We start from the raw sequence: 19,748 nt of genomic DNA on the forward strand, positions 1-19,748 counted from the left end.
GATGCTGGACGAGCTGGACGCGCGGGTGTCGTCCCTGACCCTGGACGGATGGGCAGCGGTGCGGAGCAGCTGCGTCGTGCCTCTTTCCCGTGCCGAATTTGATGCCTCCCGGCTCATCGCCCTCAGGGAGGCGCTCGCTTTCGCGCGGGCGAAGAGCCCCTTCTACGGCATTCGCGGCGATTGGCCTGAGGATGGTCTCACGAGCCTCGCGGACCTGTCCCGCTGGCCATTCACGAACGCAGGAGACCTTCTTCGGGACGATCCGCCGCTCGCGGCCGTGGCGAGCCGCGACATCTCCCGGCTGGTTACATTGCCGACTTCCGGAACGACCGGCAGGCCGAAGCGCGTCCCCTTCACCGCCGAAGATCTGGAAGCGACGATCGACTTCTTTCACCATGGCATGGCCCTGTTCACGCGCCCCGGCGACAGGGTGTTGATCGCGTTTCCGGCGAACCGCGCCGGCGGTGTCGGCGATGCCCTTGGCCGCGCGATGACGCGGCTCGGCGCTCATCCTTTGACCAGCGAAACGGGGCTCGCCGCCGAGGCGCTGGCGGCGCGGCTACGTTTGGAACGACCCGACGTCGTCGTCGGTTCGCCGATCCAGCTTCTCTCGGCCGCGCGCGTCTCGGTCGCCGATGGCGGACCACGAATCGGGGTTCGCGCCGCGCTCGCCAGCGCCGACGCCGTTCCGCCGGTGCTCGCCGACATTCTCGCGCAAAGCTGGGGCTGCGAGCTTCATGCCCATTGGGGCATGACGGAAATCGGCTTCGGCGGGGCCGTCGATTGCCATTTTCATCAGGGAATGCATCTGCGCGAAACCGATCTTCTCGCCGAGGTGGTCGATCCAGTTTCCGGCGCCGTCCTTCCTCCCGGCAGAGAGGGCGAGATCGTCATCACCACGCTGCGCCCGCGCGCCCTGCCGCTCGTACGCTATCGCACCGGCGATCTCGGGCGCCTCGTCGATGGGCGCTGCCCATGCGGCTCGACGCTTCAGCGTCTGGTCCTGACAGGAGGTCGCATCGGCGGCGAGGTCAAGATCGGTGGCGACCGTCCTCTCACACTGTCGCGCCTCGACGGACTTCTTTTCGCCAACCCGAGAGTGAGCGATTTCGGTGCGGAGCTCGAGGGTGGCAGCCCTCCGACCCTGCGCATCCGCGTTGCCACGCCCGCCTCCTTGCGAGCACCTGAGCGATGCGACGAGGTTCGCACGGCACTTCGGAACGATCCCGTTGTCGGTGAAGCGGTGGCAACCGGCGCGCTCCACCTCGACGTGTCCCTCCTGGACCGCTCTCTCGCCTCCCACGCGGCGAAGCGTCGACTGGAGCGAACGGATGCCGCTTCCGGCGGACATTGGCCAAGCGCCGTGCTCTTCGACCTTGATGGCACGCTCATTCACTCCGCGCCGGATGTCGTCGCCGCGCTCAACATGGCGCTGATGAACCATGGTCATGGACCGCTGCCGTTTGAGACGGTCCAGCCGCTGATCGGTGGCGGCGCCGCCGCTCTGATCGATCGCGTTTTGGCCATCAAGGGCGCCGAACCGAAGGCGGCCGAGCGCGAAAGTCTTGTTGCGGACTATCTTCAGGCGCATCGGGCGCGAGATGGGCGCTCCACGAGGCTCATGGACGATGCGCTCGCAGTGCTCCGCGCGATCCGGTCGCGTGGAATCCTGACTGGAATTGTCACAGGAAAGCGACGCAATGACGCGCTTTCCGTCCTCGCCCGATTGCGCCTTCTCCAATTCATGGATGTCATTATCGCCGGTGACGATTGCGCCGTCGGGAAGCCTCGGCCGACCCCTCTCCTTCTCGCGTGCGAAGTCTTGAGGGTCGATGCTGCGACCGCGATCTATGTGGGAGACAGCGAGGTCGATGTGGCTGCCGCGCGCGCGGCCTCAATGACCTCGGTGGTGGTTCGCGGTGGTTCCTGCGCTCGCCCTCTTGAGGCACTGGGAGCAACACGGATCATCGGGCGGCTGCGCGACCTGGAAAATGCGATGGAGTCGATTCATCGGGAAATGTCGGCGTCCGCCGTTGGCGCGCCAAAAGCGACCTTTGCTCACGGGGCGCCTGATCGAAAGCGAGATATAATGGAATTAACCGTTGGGCTTTGTCCGGATATCAAGCCAGATGCGGTGAAAGAGGAGATGAAAGCGTAGAGACATCAGTATGTTGGGCGTCAGTTCGAACGAACCTTGTCATCAAGCCTGCCGAGGGGCTCTGTGTGAGCGAGCCGCTCGGGCGTTCGGACGACGCGCAGTGGGAGGAATTCGTTCGATGCAGTCGATCGAAAAATACACTGGCGATTGTTGTCTCAGCAAACCCGGCGCCCTGGTGCCGGCGACGCAACGTTGCTTGACGTGCCCCAATTTCGAAGCCAGCGGCGATCCAGCGGTGAGCCACCGTCAGTTGACGACTGCAATGAACCCTATGGCGAGTCGAGACGCGCTGATCGCTGCCCGGCAGCGGTTTCTTAGTGATGGCGTCGTCCCGAGCGGCGTGCCCTTGCCGATCCTGCGATCGTGGCAGCGCAGCGCGGCCAAGGGCATCGAACTCGACAAGCGGCCGCTCGCGGACCTCCCGCAACGCGAGGAACTCCTTCGAGCGCTGGAGCGAAATGAGAACCTGGTTCAGGCGGCATGGGGTGAGATCGAATCCCTGTGTCGCGAGACGCAGGATTCAGGCGGCGTGGTCATTCTGACCGATCCCCAAGGCGTCGTCCTGATGCGCGTCGGCAGCACGTCGTTCGGCGAGCAGGCCGATGGAGTCGGACTTCATCCCGGCATGGACTGGGGCGAACCATCGGTCGGGACCAACGCCATCGGTACGGCATTGGCTGAAGGCTATGCCATCTCGATCATCGGCGCCGAGCACTTCCTGACCGTCCACAGCGTCCTCAGCTGTTCCGCAGCACCCATCATCGACCCCAGCGGCAGGATCGCCGGCGCACTGGATCTATCAACCACCGCGCAAATCCCTCATGCCTATTCCCTCGCGCTCATCCGCCGTTCCGTCGAGCAGATCGAGCGCCGGCTGTTCGAGCGGCAGTGCGGCCGCCAGGAACAGATGCGCCTTCACTCTAATCCTTATCTGGTGGGCGGTCCGCACGAGGGATTGCTCGCCTTCGATGGCGATCGCCTGACCGGCGCGAACAGGAACGCCATCGATCTGCTCAATCTTTCCTGGTCCGACATCGGGATCATCCGCTTCGGCCAGCTCTTCTCCGTGCAGCATGGCAGCATCCAGCGCAACGCCAGCTCCGATGACTGCATCGTGCAGACGACCAGTGGCTCGACCCTCTTCGCCCGGATGCATTCGCCGCCCAAAGCCGTGCCGAAGGCGCCGGACGCCCCGCCCAGCAAGGAGGAGCGTCCCGCATCGGGGGAGCGAGCGGAGGGCGAGCCGAGAGTGCAGGAGGTTCTTGAGCGGCTGCTATCCACCTGTCCGCCCGGAACGTTGCGCCTGCGCCGGTTCAAGGCGGGCCATCTCATCTATGGTTCCGACGAAATGGACAGTGGCGAGGAGGCGCTTCTCATCATTCGCAGCGGCCAGCTTCGGTGCTTCAGCTCCTTCGAAAGCCGCGAACTCACGCTGTTCATGCTGAACAGCGGCGACGCCATGATGATCCACTCGGATACGATGCTGGAGGTCAAGAAGGATTGCGAAGTCGTGTCGCTGCGGCAATCGACGTTCCATCGACTCGCCGAGGAGCATCCGCCATTCGCCCTTGCGGTCATGCCGGCGATCGAGCGCATCCTGCGGCGGTCGATCAAGATGAACGAGGCCATGGCGTTCCACAGCGTCAAGTATCGGCTGGTCCGAACGCTTTGCGACGCGGCCGATCGCGAAGGGCGGCGAACCAGCCAGGGTGTCATTCTGGAAACGGCGCCCAGTCTCGAAGACCTTGCGATGCAGATCGGCGCCGCGCGCCAATCAGTCTCGACGGCGCTTGCCGAACTCATCCGCGGCGGACTTGTCTCACGCATCGGCGCCAGCTCCATGCTGATCCCCAGCGTCAGAAAGCTGAAGGCCGAGCTCGACTCGTTGCGCTGAGCAGGTTCAGCGCCTTGTTTCTTGCGCCCCTCTCTCACTGACGCCGATCAGGCTGTCCCGACTGATCGGTCGGATCGTGGACATGCATTTCTCTCGACAAGTCGTCCTCGGAAGGCGCAAATCCTGCCGCCGCCTCCCGAAGCCGCGTGCTGTCGAGGCTGGCAGTTTTCTGGAGGTTCCCATGCTCACCTTGCCGCGTCCCGCAGCCATCACGGACAGCGAAAGACGACAAAGGCTGGATCAGCTTCGATCGGCGATGGAGCGCGAGGGCCTGTCGGCGCTTCTGCTCGGCTCCACCGCCAGCCTTCGCTATTTCACGGGTCTCAGCTGGCACCCCAGCGAAAGGCTTCTTGGCGCACTGGTCACGGCAGAGACGTTGACCTATATCGCGCCCGGCTTTGAGGTGAGCCGCGTCGAAAGCCTTCCCCATCTTTCCGGCGAGATCAGAGCCTGGCAGGAAGACGAAAACCCCGCCACCCTCGTTCGTGAGCTCGCGAGGCCGTCCGGCCGCCTCGCCCTGGATGATGCACTTCCGCTCTCCGCCTATCATGCGCTCGCAGCAGCCTTCGGCTCGGAGCGACTGGTGGACGCCTCGCCGCTGCTGCGGGGATTGCGACTGACGAAATCGCCGGCCGAGATCGCCCTCCTGGCGTACGGCATAGCCGTGACGCTGGAGGTCCAGCGGCGCGCTCACAGGCTGATGGCGCCGGGCATCCGCGCGTCGGAGGTGGTGCACTTCATAGACGAGCAACACCGTGAACTCGCCGGCTCGCCGAGCACGTTCTGCATTGTCTCCTTCGGCGCCGCCACGGCGCTTCCCCATGGCGCTGAGGGCGACCAGGTACTGGAGCCGGATGATCCCATCCTCGTGGACACGGGAACGGAGATCGACGGCTACCAGTCCGATCTGACGCGCACCTACGTGCTCGACGACCCGACGCCCGATTTCGAACGCATCTGGACGATCGAGCGGCAGGCGCAACAGGCCGTCTTCGAAGCCGCCCACCTGGGCGCTCCCGCCTCCGCGCTGGACGACGCGGCGCGCGCCGTTCTATCCGCGCATGGCCTCGGCCCCGACTATCAGCTCCCCGGCCTACCCCACAGGGCGGGGCACGGACTCGGGCTCGAAATCCACGAGTCTCCGTTCATCGTGCGCGGCAACGCCCAACCCCTTCGACAGGGTATGTGCTTCTCCAACGAGCCGATGATCGTCGTTCCAGGCCGCTTTGGCGTCCGTTTGGAAGACGCCATGCACATGACCGAGGAGGGACCATGCTGGTTCACAAGCCCAGCCAAGAGTCCGACGGAGCCGTTCGCGTGACGGCATTCAGCCGAAGCGGCTGGCGAAAATCGCGCTAAGCTCTGCTTAAATTGTCGTTCACTGCTTTGTGCTCTGCTCTGCCATGAAGGGTGGACAGGGCGATGGCACAAACAATCAGTCATCTGCTTTCAGCTAGACAGCAAAACGCTGTTGCGATTGCGTTCGGCTGCGCCATTTTCGTCGCGCTGGTCCTTGTCGCCGCGGTCGTCGGGCTCTTTGAGCTCGATGCGACCCTCGCCAGCGAGAGTCGGCGCCTGCTCGCCCCCTTCGAGGAGACGCGGGACCATGTCGACGCCGCGTTTGCAAGGCTGAGGCAAGAGGCCAGTGCGGAGCCATGCTCGGCCGAATTCCGCGACCAGATGCAGAAGATCGCGTTTCTGCCGGATGGGCTCAACCAGTTCTTCTACGCGCCCGACGGTCGATTGACCTGTGCGTCGAGCGGCGCCCGCTTCTCCCCAACCATCGATCTCGGGCCGCCGGACTACGTCGTCGACAATGCCGCGCAACGGAGAGCCGTATGGCTCGATCGCGACCTGTCACCGATCGGATTGGAAGAAGCAGCGGCCTCCATTATCGCGGACGATCTCTACGCCGTCGCCATTCCCAAGCGGCTGAGCGCACCTGCGATGAAGCCGCTTGGGTTCGAGTTCTTCGTTCCCGATTCCTTCGGGAAGAAGCGCCATTACGGCGGCGATCGTGGACTTTTGGAGCGCGCCGAGGCGGCAGAGCGCAGCGCGTTCCGGTTCATCGATCTGGTCCTCTACAGGACGATCTGTTCCAAAGCGGAGATCTGCGTCGCCCTGGAAGCCCCTCTTCTGCCCATCGCCCTCTCGTCGAGAGGCTATGTTGCGGTGGTTCTGCTGATCGCGGGCATTGCAGGCTTTGGCGCCGGCCCGTCGGCACGGGATTTCTTGCTCCGGCGGCTGTCGTTCGAAGCGCGCTTTCTGCGGCACCTCAACCTCGACTCCCTGATCTGCGCCTATCAGCCGCTCATGGATCTTCGCACCAACGAGATCATGGGTTGCGAGGTGCTCGCTCGCTGGCGCGACGTCGATGGCTCGCTGGTCATGCCCGGCCGGTTTCTTCCTCTGATCGAGGCGCGAAACCTCACGCGGCCCTTCACCAGGCTCGTCGTGGCGAAGGCCTATGCGGAGTTGAACCGGACGCTGCCGACGATCCGGCGCCTGTCCATCACCTTCAACATCTCGCCGCGGGATCTCGACGCCAACTGGTTGCTGGCGGTCTTCAAGGAGTTCCTCGAGAGCGCCGATAGGTTCGAGATCATCATCGAGCTGGTGGAAAGCGAAACGGTCGACGTGCCGGCGGCTCAACGAGAGATCCAGAGACTGCGCTGGGCCGGGATCAAGACCTATATCGACGATTTCGGCACCGGCTATTCCAGCATTCACAATCTCGCGGCTCTTTCCGTGGACGGCGTCAAGCTGGATCGGGCCTTCGCCATGGCCCATGACGGCAGCGTAACCGCACGAATGCTGACCCACGCTGTTGAGATGATTCAATCATCGGGACGGATTGTCGTGGTCGAGGGCGTGGAAACGGCGGAGAGGCTCGCGCAGCTGCGACAGATCACCCCGCCGATCGATCTCGTTCAGGGGTTCTACATCTCCCGCCCGGTCAGCATCGATCTTTTCGCGTCGCAGGTCCTTGCCGAGCAGACACAAAAGTCCGCCGGCGTGGCGCACATTTCCGAGGCATCAGAACATCAAGGCGCGGCCGCCCAGATGACGGGCGGGGTAGCGAGCGCAGCACATGAGGACAGATCGCCGCCCCACTCCCTCGAAGTGGTCAGGCGTTCAGGAAGTCCTGCCTCGCAGGCGTAAAGACGTCGATGAGCGTTCCAGCCTCGATGACCCGGCAGCCATGGACGACATTGGACGGCATGATCAGCGAGTCGCCGGTGCCGACCTCGTATTTCGTGCCGTCGATTTCGAACTCGAAGCGGCCGCTCCGGACATAGGTCGACTGGACATGGGGATGCGAGTGCATCGCGCCGAAGCCGCCGTCGCGGAACTCCACCTCGACCACCATCATGTCAGACGTATAGGCGAGGATTCTGCGTCTCGCCTTGCCGTCGACCTCGATCCAAGAGCCGGGGCCGCTTGCTTGCGCCGTCTCATTCATCACATCACCGCTCCAATTTGCCAGGGGATGAATTCCGCGTCGCCGTAGCCCAGCAGCTCCGATTTGGTCCGCTCGCCGGACGCCGTGGCGATCATCTTGTCGAAGATCGCGGCCCCTTTCTCCTCCAGCGATACGCCGTCAAGGATGTCGCCGCAATTGATGTCCATGTCGTCCTCCATCCGCCGATAGAGATCGGAGCTGGTGGCGAGTTTCAGCGAGGGGGCGGGCTTGCAGCCGAAAGCCGAGCCGCGTCCCGTGGTAAAGGCGATGAGATTGGCGCCGCTGGCCACTTGCCCGGTCGCCGACACAGGATCGTAGCCCGGCGAATCCATGAAGACGAGCCCATGGCCGTCGATGGCCTCGGCATAGTCGTAGACGCCGACCAGCGGGCTGGAGCCGGACTTGGCGACGGCGCCAAGCGACTTTTCGAGGATGGTGGTCAGGCCTCCGGCCTTGTTGCCCGGCGACGGGTTGTTGTCCATCTCCTGGTCGTTCTTGGCCGTATAGGCTTCCCACCAGGCGATCCGCGCCTTCAGCCGCTCAGCCACCGCGCCGCTTGCGGCGCGGTTGAGAAGCAGATGCTCGGCGCCGTAGATTTCGGGCGTTTCGGAGAGGATGGCGGTGCCCCCCTCCGCGACCAGCATGTCGGCGGCAACGCCGAGGGCCGGATTGGCCGTGATGCCCGAATATCCATCCGATCCACCGCACTGAAGCCCGACCGTGATGTGGGACACAGACGCCGGTTGCCGCGTCGAGCGGTTCGCGACCGCGAGCAGCTCACGAACGGCCGCCAATCCCGCCTCGATGGATCGACGCGTTCCGCCTGTCTCCTGGATCGTCATCGTGCGGAAACGCTCGCCTTCCTCGATGCCGTAGCGCTCCTTCAGATGCGGAATCTGGAAGACCTCGCAGCCGAGGCCGACCAGAAGCACGGCGGCGAGATTGGGATTGGTCGCGTAGCCCCATTCGGTGCGCTCCAGGATGGCGTGTCCCTCCCCCTTGTTCGACATGCCGCAGCCCGTTCCGTGAACGAAGGCGACGACGCCGTCGACGTTGGGATAGTCGGCGAGAACCTCCGGGCGATTTGCGGCCTCGGCGATGAACCGGGCGACCGAGGCCGAGCAGTTTACGCTGGTAAGAATGCCGACATAGTTGCGGGTGCCGACACGGCCGCCGGGCCGGTGAAAGCCCTGAAACGTGCGGCCGAGAGCGGCGGGAGCCGACCAGGCGGTGTCTGCCGCCGCGCCGAGGGTACCGTGATCGAAGGACGCCATGCCGCAATTATGGACATGCACGTGGTCGCCGGCGGCGATGTCCGCCGTCGCCGAGCCAATGATTTGGCCAAACTTCAAGATCACCTCGCCTCTGGCGATTGAGCGAACGGCGACCTTGTGGCCCCTTGGAATGCGCTGGCGCGCAACGACGCCCTCGACAGGCGTACCTTCCGCGATCGCATCGACGGCAATCACGACATTGTCCGCCTCATTGAGGCGAACGACGCGCGGGAGCTTGTTCTCGGTCATGGTCTGCGATCTTTCATTGTCTTTGGTCCGGGGCCGCGTTCAAGAGCGGCAGTGGGTGCCGCGCGCATTCGCATCCTGACGCGATAAGAACCGACAGGCTCGACATGACGGCGCCCGCCGGCCAAAGGCCGACGGGGCACCTACTCACCTTTGGATCGAACTCAGCTCACCCTGTGATGGAGCGGAAGAAGTGCGGCAGCCACAGGGAGATGCCAGGAATGTAGGTCACGAGCATGAGCACCGCAAAGGCCGCGCCGTAGAACGGCCAGATCGAACGGACTGCCTGCAGGATCGGGATCTTGCCGACGGCGCAGCCGACGAACAGCACCGCGCCCACCGGCGGTGTGCACAGGCCGATGCCGAGATTGAGCACCAGGATCACGCCGAAATGCACCGGGTCCATACCGTACGCCGTCACCACCGGCAGGAAGATCGGGGTGGTGATGATGATCAGCGGCGACATGTCCATGAACGTGCCGAGGAAGAGCAGCACGACATTGAGGAGCAGGAAGATGACCAGCGGAGAGTCGGTCAGGTTCTGCATGAACTCGATCATCTGGGCAGGAACGCGAAGATAGGCGAGGAGCCAGCCGAAGGCAGCGGCGGAGCCGATGATCAGCAGCACCATGGCGGTGGTGCGCACCGCCCCCAACGTCGCATCGACGAAGTCGCGCCATCCCATGGAGCGGTAGACGAACAGCGTCACCAAGAGGGCATAGACGATAGCGATGCACGAGCTTTCGGTGGCGGTGAAGATGCCGGAGCGGACGCCGCCGAAAATGATGCCGATCAGAAGAATGCCGGGGATGGCGGAGAAGGCGCTGCGGCGAACCGTGGCCCAACCGGCGAAGGGAATGGTTGGATAGTCGCGCTTGCGGGCGACGTACCATGCCGCGGCGGCGAGCCCCATGGCGAGCAGGAGGCCCGGCACGATGCCGGCGGTGAAGAGGTCCGCGATGGAAATCTGGCCGCCGCCGGAAATCGAATAGATGATCATGTTGTGGGACGGCGGGATCATCAGGGCGATGATGGCCGCCATCGAGGTGATGTTGACGGCGTATTCGATGTCGTAGCCGCGCGCCTTCATCTGGGGGATCATCAATCCGCCGATAGCCGAGGCGTCGGCGACGGCCGAGCCCGAGATGCCGCCGAACAGCGTCGAGGCGGCGATGTTAACCTGCCCGAGACCACCCTTGAAGTGGCCGAAGAGGCTGGCGGCGAGGCCGACCAGACGCCCGGCGATCTCGCCGCGCACCATCAGGTCGCCGGCATAGATGAAGAACGGGATCGCCATCAGCGCGAACACGGAGACGCCCGCGCTCATGCTCTGGAAGACGATCAGCCCCGGAATGCCGAGATAGAGAACCGTCAAAAAGGATGCGATACCGAGGCAGAACGCGATCGGCGTTCCGATGATGAGCAGCGCGACAAAGCTGCCGAAGAGAATCGCGAGCGCCATGTCAGGCCACCGTATCGAGTTGTTGAACCTCGTCCTCGACGAGAGGCGCCGCGGCCGAGAAGCGAAGGGCGATTCGCTCCATGGAGAAGATCGCCATCATGAGGCCGCCCAGCATCAGCGGCGTGTAGCTGATGCCCGTCGGCAGGCCGATCGCGGGCAGCGGGTCATTCCAGGTTCCGGCGGCGAGAGACCAGCCGTACCAGCCCATGCCGAGCCCAAAGAAGATCACCATGAGATCGCTGATGGTCATGAAGACCTTCCGCGGCGTCTCAGAGAGGCTGACCAGCAGGATGTCGAAACCGAGGTGGTATCCCTCGCGCACACCGACCGCAGCGCCGAGGAAGATGAACCAACCCATCAAAATGACCGAGGTGGGTTCGCTCCAGCTCGGCGAGTCGTTGAGAACATAGCGTCCGAAGACCTGCCATGCCGTAATTGCAGTCATGAGCACCAGGCCGATACCCGATATCCAAAGGGATACGGTCGCGATGACGCTCAAAGCAGCCGATATCTTGCGCAACGCGTTCTCCTCTCCTCCAAGAACAGCGGCCCCAGAAGGGGCCGCCGCAGAGGTTGATCAAGAGTGGTTATTTCTGAGCGTCGCGAATCTTCTGGAGAAGAGCCTTCAGCTCGGGAGTGCTGGCATATTTGTCGTAGATCGGAGCCATGGCCTCCTGGAAAGGAGCCTTGTCGACGTCGTTGATCTGAACCCCGGATTCCTCGACGATCTTGCGGGACTTCTCTTCCTGAGCGTCCCAAAGCTCGCGCATCTTCTTGACCGATTCCTTGGCCGCGTCGCGCACCGCCTGCTGATCCTCGGCCGGCAGCTTGTCGTAGCTGATCTTCGACATCATCAGGACTTCGGGGCACTGGGCGTGCTGATCGAGCGAGAAGTACTTCGCCACCTCGTAGTGGTGGGACGACTCGTAGCTCGGCCAGTTGTTTTCGGCGCCGTCGATCAGGCCGGTCTGAAGGCCCGAATAGACCTCGCCATAAGCCATCGGCGTCGGGTTGGCGCCAAGCGCCTTGACCATGTCGAGGAAGAGGTCCGACTGCTGGACGCGGATCTTCAGGCCCTTCATATCTTCCAGCGTCTTGATCGGGCGCTTGGAGTTGTAGAAGGAGCGAGCGCCGGAATCATAGACGGCGAGGCCGATATAGCCCTTGGGCTCGAAGGCCTTGAGAACTTCCTCGCCGACCGGCCCGTCCATCACCTTACGGAAGCTCTCCACCGAGGAGAACACATAGGGAAGGCAGACGACGCTGGTCTCGGGCACGATGTTGTTCATCGGCGCGAAGGAGACGCGATCGAGGTCGATGACGCCGAACTTGGTCTGCTCGATCGTCTCCTTTTCCTCGCCCAGCTGGTGCGAATCGAAGACCTGGACCTCGATACGTCCGCCGGTCTTCTCCTTCAGCACCTCTCCCATGTACTTCATGGCTTCAACGGTCGGATAGCCGTTGGGATGGGTGTCAGCCGCGCGAAGGACAGTGTCCGCCGCCTGGGCGAGAGTGACGCCGCCTCCGAGAATGGTCGCAGCCGCGGCAACAGCCGCCAGCATTTTAACGGTTCCCATATGCTCCTCCAATTTATAGCGGACCATCCGCCGGTTTAGAGTTTGTAGGCCTTCTTCACGAGGCGATAGGTGAGCTCCTGGGCGAGGTCGTACGCCTCGTCCTCCTTGAGCCGTCCCGTCGTCACGAGATGAGCGAGAAATGCGCTGTCGACACGCCGCGCGACGTCGTGCCGGGCGGGAATCGAGCAGAAGGCGCGCGTGTCGTCGTTGAAGCCGACGGTGTTGTAGAAGCCGGCGGTTTCCGTCGCCATTTCGCGGAAGCGCCGCATGCCTTCGGCCGAGTCGTGGAACCACCAGGCCGGGCCGAGTTTCAGCGAGGGATAGACGCCGGCAAGGGGAGCGAGCTCGCGCGAATAGACCGTCTCGTCGAGGGTGAAGAGGATGACCGAGAGGTTCGGCTCCAAACCGACCTTGTCGAGCATCGGCTTCAGCGCCGAGACGTATTCGGTGCGCATCGGAATATCGAAGCCTTTGTCGCGACCGAACTTGCCGAACATCGTCGCCGAGTGGTTGCGGAACGAGCCCGGATGGATCTGCATCACCATCCCGTCCTCGACGCTCATCTTCGCCATCTCGGTCAGCATCTGCGCGCGGAAGAGCTCACGCTCCTCGGCACCGCCCTGCCCTTTCGAAACCAGCGCGAAGAGCTTCTCGGCTTCCGCCTGCGAAAGGTCGGCGGTCGCCGCCGTCGGATGGCCATGGTCGGTCGAGGTCGCGCCAAATTCCCGGAAGAACGCGCGCCGGCTGCGATGGGCCTCGATATATCCTGACCAGCTTTCCGTATCGCAACCGGTCAATTCGCCGAACCGACGGAGGTTGGCGGCAAAGCCAGCGAAATCCGGATCGATCACCGGATCGGGGCGGTAGGCGGTGATCACGCGGCCGTTCCAGCCGGACTCTCGGATGGCCTTGTGCCATTTGAGATCGTCCAGAGGGCTTTCGGTGGTGGCGATCACCTCGATATTGAAACGCTCGAACAGAGCACGCGGTCGATACTCGTCACGCCCAAGGCACTCGGCGATGCGGTCGTAGTAAAGGTCCGCCGTGTCGGCGCTCAGACGAACATCAAGGCCAAAGAGCTTCTCGAAGGAGTAGTCCAGCCACAGGCGCGTCGGAGCGCCGCGGAAGAGGTAGTAGTTCTCGGCGAAGCGGCGCCAGATGGTCCGACCGTCAGTTTCTGCCGCAACACCGTCTGCGTCCGGCACGCCAAAGTCCTCAAGGCGAAGGCCCTGAGAGCAAAGCATGCGGAAAATATAGTGATCCGGCGTGACGAAGAGCTGCGCGGGGTCGGGGAACGGCTTATTCTCGGCATACCAGCGCGGGTCCGTATGCCCATGCGGACTGACGATCGGCAGATCCCGGATGGTGTTGTAAAGCGCTCGTGCAAGCCCCCGCGTCCGTTCGTCAGCGGGAAACAGCCTGTCTTCGTCCAGCAATGGCATGATTGGCTCTAGTCGTCTCTTAAAGTCGATGATAAACTAATATCCTAGTATCCATAGGTGGTCAACAAGGCTCCCCGATGTCGCTCGACGTCCTTTCCCCGATCGCAGGCACCGACACCCGTGGAACAGCGGGCGATGCGGTGTTTGAGGAAATGCGGCGCGCGATTCTGGAATGTCAGCTACAGCCGGGCGCCCGCGTTTCAGAGGCGGACGTCGCCCGTCGCCTGGGGGTATCGCGCCAGCCGGTGCGCGATGCATTCGGCCGCCTTGCTCGCGCCGGATACCTCAGGATTCAGCCGCAGCGCGCCACCGAGGTTACAAAAATCTCGATGCGGGAGGTCTATAACGCGCGCTTCATTCGCGAGGCGCTGGAGGTGGCCACCGTCCGCCGCGCATGCGACGTGGCGTCGCAAGATCTCTTCGAGCGTTTGGCGGAGAACCTCGCGCAGCAATATGACGCGCGGCAGCGGGACGATCGCGAGCTGTTTCACCAGCTCGACGACCAGTTTCACATGACCATCGCCGAGGGCGCCGGCTGTGGCTTCGTGTGGCACCTGATCGAGGAGCAGAAGGCCCAGATGGACAGGGTTCGTTTCCTGTCCCTCTCCTTCGGGCAGATGGCTGTCTATGACGAGCATCTCGTTATCGTCGAGGCCTTGAAGGGCCGGGACAAGGCAGCGGCGGAAGCGGCGATGCGCAATCATCTCGCCGCGATTTTCGGTATCCTGAAGAAGCTCCAGAGCGAGTTCGCTCCTTTTTTCGAAGATGCCGAGGCCTGAACACTCTTCGCCGGCAACCACGCTTCAGCGCCGTTGCGACAGGGGCAAGCCACCGGGTAAACGGAGCGTCCGGATGCGTTTGGCGGGACCGCCAGCGGACCGCGCCGCCTCGTCCGCCGTCGTGACTTGCCCATCGGCCGATCGCTCGCAAGGCGTGGGCCGCTTCATCCTGAAGCGGCGGACATTGTTTCTACCGGCGTGCTTGGCCGAGTACATGGCCTTGTCGGCGTTGGCGAGCAGGGTTTCCGCGTTGTCACCATCGTCAGGATAGGTCGCCGTCCCGATGCTGCAGGTCACATCGTACAGCATCCCGTCCAGATCGAAAGGCTGCGCCAGGGCGGCGCGGATTCGGTGCATCGTCGCGGTTGAGGCGCGTCCTCCGCGCGGCAGGTCGGGGAGAAGAATCACGAATTCGTCGCCGCCGAAGCGTACCACAGTGTCGGTGGAGCGCAGCGACGCCGTGATGCGGCGGGCGACGATCTTGAGCAGGTGGTCTCCGGCGCGATGCCCGAGGCTGTCGTTGATCTCCTTGAAATGGTCGAGATCGAGGAAGGCGACAGTGGCGCTGCGGTTGCGGCGGTGGGCGTGCTGAATGGCCTGAGAGATGCGATCGTCCAGCAGAATACGGTTCGGCAGTCCGGTGAGCGCGTCGTGGTGCGCCATGAACTGAATGCGATCCTCGGTGCATTTTCGCTCGATGGCGATGCCGGCGATGTGGGTGGCCATCGAGATGAGCTGAACCTCGCGCCCCGAGGGCCGCCGCACCTTGTCGGAATAGAGGTTTAGGGTACCGAGTGCGGCGCCCTCCGCGCTGAGAATGGGCGTCGCCCAGCACGATCTGAGGCCGGAGCGAATCGCCGCCTCGCGCAACGGCTTCGACAGGGGATCGGTGGTAATGTCCTCGATGATGACCTTGTCGCGCCTGAATGCGGCGCTGCCGCACGCCCCAGCGTCGATCGCGACCGGGATGCCATCCAATGCGCGCCGATAGGAGAGCGAAATACTCGGGGCAGCGCTGAGCCGCAGGCAATCGCCCGACGGGTCGACCTTCATCACCGCGACGCGCACGTCGCCGAGCTGGCCTTCCACCTCCAACGCCAGGTTGTAGAGAATCTCGTCGAGACCGGCACCGGCGAGGATGAGTTCCAGCAAGCGGGCATGCCCTGCCCGCGCCGCATCGTTCTGCCGCCGCTCAGTGATGTCGCGGGCGACGCCGACGATGCCGACCACTGTTCCTTCGTCATCACGAAGCGGCAGCTTGGAGGTCAGCAGCCATTGCACGCTGCCGTCGGGGCGGATGATCGATTCATCCATGTCGAGCCTGGCTCGCCCTGTCCTGATGATTTCCTGCTCGATGGCGAAGAAGGTCTCGGCGCGGCTTCTATCGTGAAAGTCGAAGTCGCTTTTGCCGACGAGTTCCTCAGGTCGAGCAGCGCCATAATCCCTCGCCAGCGCGGCGTTGGCGAGGACAAACCGGCTGTTCGCGTCCTTGATGAAGAGATGGTCGGGAACATGGTCGAGGAGGGCGCTGAGGTGGTTTCGCTCCCCTTCACCCACAGCGGCGAATTGCCTGTTGAAGTCATGCTGAAAGCGCAGAGCTTCCTCGCGCAGCGTCTCCGCCGACGCACGCGGCAACGCGCGCGGCGAGCTCTGCTTCAGTCCAAAGGACATAAACTTGGGGCCTCCCGCCGGAACCGCCCGATCGGGCGTGAGAGCAAATTCCGTTGCGAAGCATAACTTACAGCACGAAAGATTGACTGAGTATTTACAACCATCGGTGGATACTAAATCAATTGGCTGCGCATTTCCCCGGATCAATCAAGATCGGATGCTAACGAGGCATCAATCCGCCGCCGACAGCAGGCTCGTCAGCGCGACCGGCAGAACGGCCATCGTATCCAGAACGAGATCCGCGCCAAGCTCGCGAGGGTCCCTGGCGCTATAGCCATAGCTCATGACGACCGCCGGAATGCCGGCGGCCCGGGCAGCATCCACATCGGCCTCGCTGTCGCCGATCATGACGGCGCGGCGCTCATCTCCGCCGCTTCGCGCGATGGTCGAGGTGATATGGCCGGGGTGCGGCTTGCTGAACGCAAAGGCGTCACGGCCGCAAATGGCCTTGAAGAGCCGAGCCATGTCCAGCGCGTTGAGAAGCGTCTCCGCCATAACTGTCGTCTTGTTGGTGCAGACCGAGAGCACCGCGCCCCTTCTGGCCAGCTCTTCCAGGGCGTCCATCACGCCCGGAAACGGCAGACTTTCGACGGCGATGTTGGCGACGTAATCGTCCAGCAGGGTCGCCTCAAGCTCGTCCAGCCGGGCCTTTTCAGCCGCGCCCCCCTGCTCCTCGAGCGCACGTGTGAGGATCGCCCGCGCACCGTAGCCGACCTTCGGGCGCAGTCGGTCCGCCTCGATCGATTGAAGGCCGAAGCGATGCAGCGCGCGATTGGTCGCGCGGAAGATATCCGGCGCGCTGTCGACAAGAGTTCCGTCCAGGTCGAAGATCACGCTGACGCCGCGAAGAACGTCGGTTTCGGTCGAGATGATCGCCCTGCCCTCCTCTTCAGAATCGATGCCAGCGAAGATTGAGAGTGATAGCCGAGGGAAGCTCCCCGGGAACGATCTTCTGGATGCGGGCGCGCGGCGACGGCGCTGCCGCGGCCTCCGGAGCAGCAGCCATCGTCGGCGCTGGAGTCAGCGCCGAACTCGGCGCCAGGCCTGGGACGTCCCCATGCATCCCCTCGACATCCAGAAAGCGGATGCCGGCAAACATGCCCCGGCGGTAGACGAGCTGCGCCGGCCTGAGTTCCTTGTCGTCGCCGATCCTGAGATCGAAGCTCTTGGGAAGATGAACCGACTCGTCGATCGTCAGCAGGGCGCCGGTCGCGGAAAGGTTGCGCACGACGCAATCGAACGTGGAGAAATGATTGTTGAATAGGATTTTGGCGCGCTTCAGCGTGCGAGTCCTCGGCGCTGCGCGCCGCTCGCTGTCGTCGGGCTGCGATGGTGGCAACGCCGTCATGGATGCCTCCGAGCGAAATTCGCTCATCCAGATTTGCGCCAAAGCGTTAAGAAATTAAGAATCTGTGATGGTCAATGCATGACGTGGAATATGCCACAGGCCTTGAGCAGCGACGCCAAAGGGACGCCGCTGCTCCGAAGAATCAGTTGCGGGACTTGTCCACGAGGGCGTTGGACTTGATCCACGGCATCATGCCGCGCAGCTTCTCGCCCACTTCCTCGATCTGGTGCGAATCGTTGAGCCGGCGCGTTGCCTTGAAGCGGGCGGCGCCCGCGCGGTACTCCTGCATCCAGTCTGACACGAACTTTCCGGACTGGATGTCGGTCAGCACGCGCTTCATCTCCGCCTTCGTCTCGGCCGTGATGATGCGCGGTCCGCTGACATACTCGCCCCACTCGGCGGTATTGGAGATCGAGTAGTTCATGTTGGCGATGCCACCCTCGTAGATCAGATCGACGATGAGCTTCACCTCGTGGAGGCACTCGAAATAGGCCATCTCGGGCGCATAGCCCGCTTCGACCAGAGTTTCGAAGCCGGCTCGGATGAGCTCGACGAGGCCGCCGCAGAGCACCACCTGCTCGCCGAAGAGATCCGTCTCGCATTCCTCGCGGAAGGTCGTCTCGATGACGCCGGACCGGCCACCGCCGACGCCGCAGGCGTAGGACAGGGCAAGATCGAGAGCGCTGCCCGAGGCGTCCTGATGAACCGCGACGAGGCAAGGCACGCCGCCGCCCTTCTGGTATTCGCCGCGCACGGTGTGGCCTGGCCCCTTCGGCGCGATCATGACGACGTCGACTGTCGATTTCGGCTCGATCAGCGCGAAATGGACATTGAGGCCGTGAGCGAAGGCGATCGCCGCGCCGTCGCGCAGGTTCGGCGCGATGGACTGCTTGTAGATGTCCGCCTGGAGCTCATCGGGCGTGGCCATCATCAGGAGATCGGCCCAGGCGGCCGCATCGGCCACGGACATCACCTTGAAGCCGTCGGTCTCGGCCTTCTTGACCGTGCCGGAGCCCTCGCGAAGCGCGATGACGACATCCTTGGCGCCCGAGTCGCGCAGGTTCAGCGCGTGCGCCCGTCCCTGGCTGCCGTAGCCGACGATCGCCACCTTCTTCGACTTGATGAGATTGAGATCGGCATCGCGATCGTAATAGACACGCATGGGTCAGATCCTCCTTGGCGTGGGTTGTCCGGCCATTTCGGCCTCGGGCGCCCCGAAAAGGGCAAGAAACTGTTGGCTGGCGCGGCGCGCGTCGATGGCGATTTCGTCCGCAGATAGCGACATGGGCTCGCCGAGCAGCAGACGAATTTGAACATCACGGACGACCAGCCCGAAGAAGGTGTGGAACGCGGCGTCGGCATCCTCGAAGCGCAGCAGCCCTGCCGCCTCCCCCGCCATCAGCAGGGGGCGCACGCGCCGGTTCATCGCAAACGGGCCATTGTGAAGAACGATGGAGCCGAGGTCCGGCGTATCGCCTCCGGCATGGCCGACAGCCAGCCGGTTCAGCGCCACCGACGTCGATGAGGAGATCACACGCAGCCAATCGGCGGCGAAGCGCTCAAGGGCGCTTCCGAGGGCTTCCCGGTCGAGCCGCTCGCGGTCGAGTGGCACGCCCCGCACCTTCGCCGCCTGCCACTGCACGGTCGCGGTCAAAAGGCCGTCGCGGTCGCCGAACCACTTGTACAGCGTTTCCTTGGAGCAGGACGCGCGGCGAGCCAGCGCCGACATGGTGAGCGCCGAACCGTTCTCGACGATCAGCGCAAGCGCCGCGTCCAGCACTTCGCGCTGGCGCTCGCTGAATTCGCGATCTTCGGTGGCGGTGACGCTCATGATCCTCGGCGAACCTCAATGGCTCCAACCTTAGTTGTGAGCCGTACCGTACGTTACGGTTCGCCCTTATGCCACAACGTCGCGTCTTTGCAAGAGGCCTGATCGCACCGCCCGCGAAAAAGCGCACGGATATTTGCGTGAGGTTTCTTGGCGAAGGCGGCAGGCGCAGCTTCAACATTCCCTCCCTTTTCAGCGAAAAGGCCCCGGCGAATGTCGCAGGAGCCTTTTCGTTCAAGCGTTGGGAAGCATCAATTGCAACTCGTGCTGCGCTCCGTCGTGCTGCCGAGAATGTTCGACTTCGTTGTCGTCATGGTGGTGCATTCCGTCACCACGGGGGGCGGAGGCGGCGGCGCCGGATCGGCGATCACCACCGTTGCTCTTGGCGCCGGCGGAGGCGGCGGGGCTGGCGTAATGATGGTGGTCGTGGTGGTCTGCGCGGCGGCGCCTGTCGCGCCCATCGCCACGACCGCCATGATCGAGGCCGCGACAGCGGCGGACATGGCGACGGAACTGGAGGATCGCATCTCGTTCTCCTGGACTTTTGTGGCCCATTCAACGGCAAGTTTGGCCTTGAGGTTCCCCGCGTGAAGAGATGAAAGAAGG

17 protein-coding genes are annotated in these 19,748 nt (G+C 63.5%); 6 read left to right on the top strand and 11 right to left on the bottom strand.

Translation table 11 applies throughout. From position 1 onward, the window contains the following. Nucleotide 1 precedes the first annotated feature (1 nt). From B5D38_RS02730 to B5D38_RS02745, 4 genes are all read left to right on the top strand, one after another. Entirely contained in the window at nt 2-2,158 is a 2,157-nt protein-coding gene (locus B5D38_RS02730; protein ID WP_078706838.1) for a DVU_1553 family AMP-dependent CoA ligase, read from the top strand. A gap of 271 nt (nt 2,159-2,429) precedes the next feature. After that, on the top strand, nt 2,430-4,052 hold the full coding sequence (locus B5D38_RS02735; RefSeq protein WP_165690771.1) for a GAF domain-containing protein: 1,623 nt from the start codon (nt 2,430-2,432) through the stop codon (nt 4,050-4,052). 181 nt (nt 4,053-4,233) lie between these two features. Next, nucleotides 4,234-5,373, top strand: coding sequence for a M24 family metallopeptidase (locus B5D38_RS02740; protein ID WP_078707085.1), 1,140 nt, complete (start codon nt 4,234-4,236; stop codon nt 5,371-5,373). A 101-nt stretch (nt 5,374-5,474) separates the two neighbouring features. Continuing rightward, the gene (locus B5D38_RS02745; protein ID WP_078706840.1) at nt 5,475-7,214 is read left to right on the top strand and encodes an EAL domain-containing protein; all 1,740 of its coding nucleotides are present in this window, start codon (nt 5,475-5,477) and stop codon (nt 7,212-7,214) included. Here the strand turns inward: B5D38_RS02745 and B5D38_RS02750 are convergent. The 6 genes from B5D38_RS02750 to uxaC form a co-directional block, all read right to left on the bottom strand. Further along, nucleotides 7,180-7,515 (bottom strand): cupin domain-containing protein, encoded by a 336-nt coding sequence (locus B5D38_RS02750; protein ID WP_078706841.1) that lies wholly within the window; start codon nt 7,513-7,515, stop codon nt 7,180-7,182. The two genes, B5D38_RS02745 and B5D38_RS02750, sit on opposite strands and share 35 nt — an antisense overlap. Further along, nucleotides 7,515-9,038 carry a UxaA family hydrolase gene (locus tag B5D38_RS02755; protein WP_078706842.1) on the bottom strand — a complete coding sequence of 508 codons (1,524 nt, stop codon included), beginning with the start codon at nt 9,036-9,038 and terminating at the stop codon, nt 7,515-7,517. Before B5D38_RS02755 ends, B5D38_RS02750 begins: the two co-directional genes overlap by 1 nt. Before the next feature lie 166 nt (nt 9,039-9,204). Further along, nucleotides 9,205-10,497, bottom strand: coding sequence for a TRAP transporter large permease (locus tag B5D38_RS02760; protein ID WP_078706843.1), 1,293 nt, complete (start codon nt 10,495-10,497; stop codon nt 9,205-9,207). A gap of 1 nt (nt 10,498) precedes the next feature. Next, entirely contained in the window at nt 10,499-11,017 is a 519-nt protein-coding gene (locus tag B5D38_RS02765; RefSeq protein WP_245318750.1) for a TRAP transporter small permease, read from the bottom strand. A gap of 67 nt (nt 11,018-11,084) precedes the next feature. Beyond that, complete coding sequence (locus B5D38_RS02770; RefSeq protein WP_078707086.1) at nt 11,085-12,074, bottom strand: TRAP transporter substrate-binding protein; 990 nt, start codon at nt 12,072-12,074, stop codon at nt 11,085-11,087. 35 nt (nt 12,075-12,109) lie between these two features. Continuing rightward, nucleotides 12,110-13,516, bottom strand: coding sequence for a glucuronate isomerase (gene uxaC / locus B5D38_RS02775; RefSeq protein ID WP_078706844.1), 1,407 nt, complete (start codon nt 13,514-13,516; stop codon nt 12,110-12,112). A 77-nt stretch (nt 13,517-13,593) separates the two neighbouring features. On the opposite strand from uxaC, the gene B5D38_RS02780 reads away from it, so the two are divergent. Then, nucleotides 13,594-14,295 (top strand): GntR family transcriptional regulator, encoded by a 702-nt coding sequence (locus B5D38_RS02780; RefSeq protein WP_078706845.1) that lies wholly within the window; start codon nt 13,594-13,596, stop codon nt 14,293-14,295. Nucleotides 14,296-14,319: 24 nt separating this feature from the next. Here B5D38_RS02780 and B5D38_RS02785 read toward each other — a convergent pair whose 3' ends face one another. The 5 genes from B5D38_RS02785 to B5D38_RS02805 all read right to left on the bottom strand — a co-directional run bounded on the left by B5D38_RS02785 (nt 14,320) and on the right by B5D38_RS02805 (nt 19,145). Continuing rightward, entirely contained in the window at nt 14,320-15,966 is a 1,647-nt protein-coding gene (locus B5D38_RS02785; RefSeq protein WP_078706846.1) for a diguanylate cyclase domain-containing protein, read from the bottom strand. A gap of 171 nt (nt 15,967-16,137) precedes the next feature. After that, nucleotides 16,138-16,800, bottom strand: a complete 663-nt coding sequence (locus B5D38_RS02790; RefSeq protein WP_165690772.1) for an HAD-IA family hydrolase — start codon at nt 16,798-16,800, stop codon at nt 16,138-16,140. A gap of 55 nt (nt 16,801-16,855) precedes the next feature. Then, nucleotides 16,856-17,341 carry a PilZ domain-containing protein gene (locus B5D38_RS02795; RefSeq protein WP_245318751.1) on the bottom strand — a complete coding sequence of 162 codons (486 nt, stop codon included), beginning with the start codon at nt 17,339-17,341 and terminating at the stop codon, nt 16,856-16,858. A 115-nt stretch (nt 17,342-17,456) separates the two neighbouring features. After that, nucleotides 17,457-18,476: a ketol-acid reductoisomerase gene (ilvC, locus tag B5D38_RS02800; protein ID WP_078706849.1), complete on the bottom strand. Its 1,020-nt coding sequence runs from the start codon at nt 18,474-18,476 to the stop codon at nt 17,457-17,459. Nucleotides 18,477-18,479: 3 nt separating this feature from the next. Next, nucleotides 18,480-19,145: a TetR/AcrR family transcriptional regulator gene (locus B5D38_RS02805; RefSeq protein ID WP_078706850.1), complete on the bottom strand. Its 666-nt coding sequence runs from the start codon at nt 19,143-19,145 to the stop codon at nt 18,480-18,482. Nucleotides 19,146-19,397: 252 nt separating this feature from the next. Between B5D38_RS02805 and B5D38_RS02810 the strand changes: the two genes are divergently transcribed. Further along, nucleotides 19,398-19,733 (top strand): hypothetical protein, encoded by a 336-nt coding sequence (locus B5D38_RS02810; protein ID WP_131829854.1) that lies wholly within the window; start codon nt 19,398-19,400, stop codon nt 19,731-19,733. Nucleotides 19,734-19,748: the final 15 nt, after the last annotated feature.

The sequence above is a fragment of the Consotaella salsifontis genome (assembly GCF_900167365.1).
In the GTDB taxonomy this organism is placed as follows: Bacteria; Pseudomonadota; Alphaproteobacteria; order Rhizobiales; family Rhizobiaceae; genus Consotaella; species Consotaella salsifontis.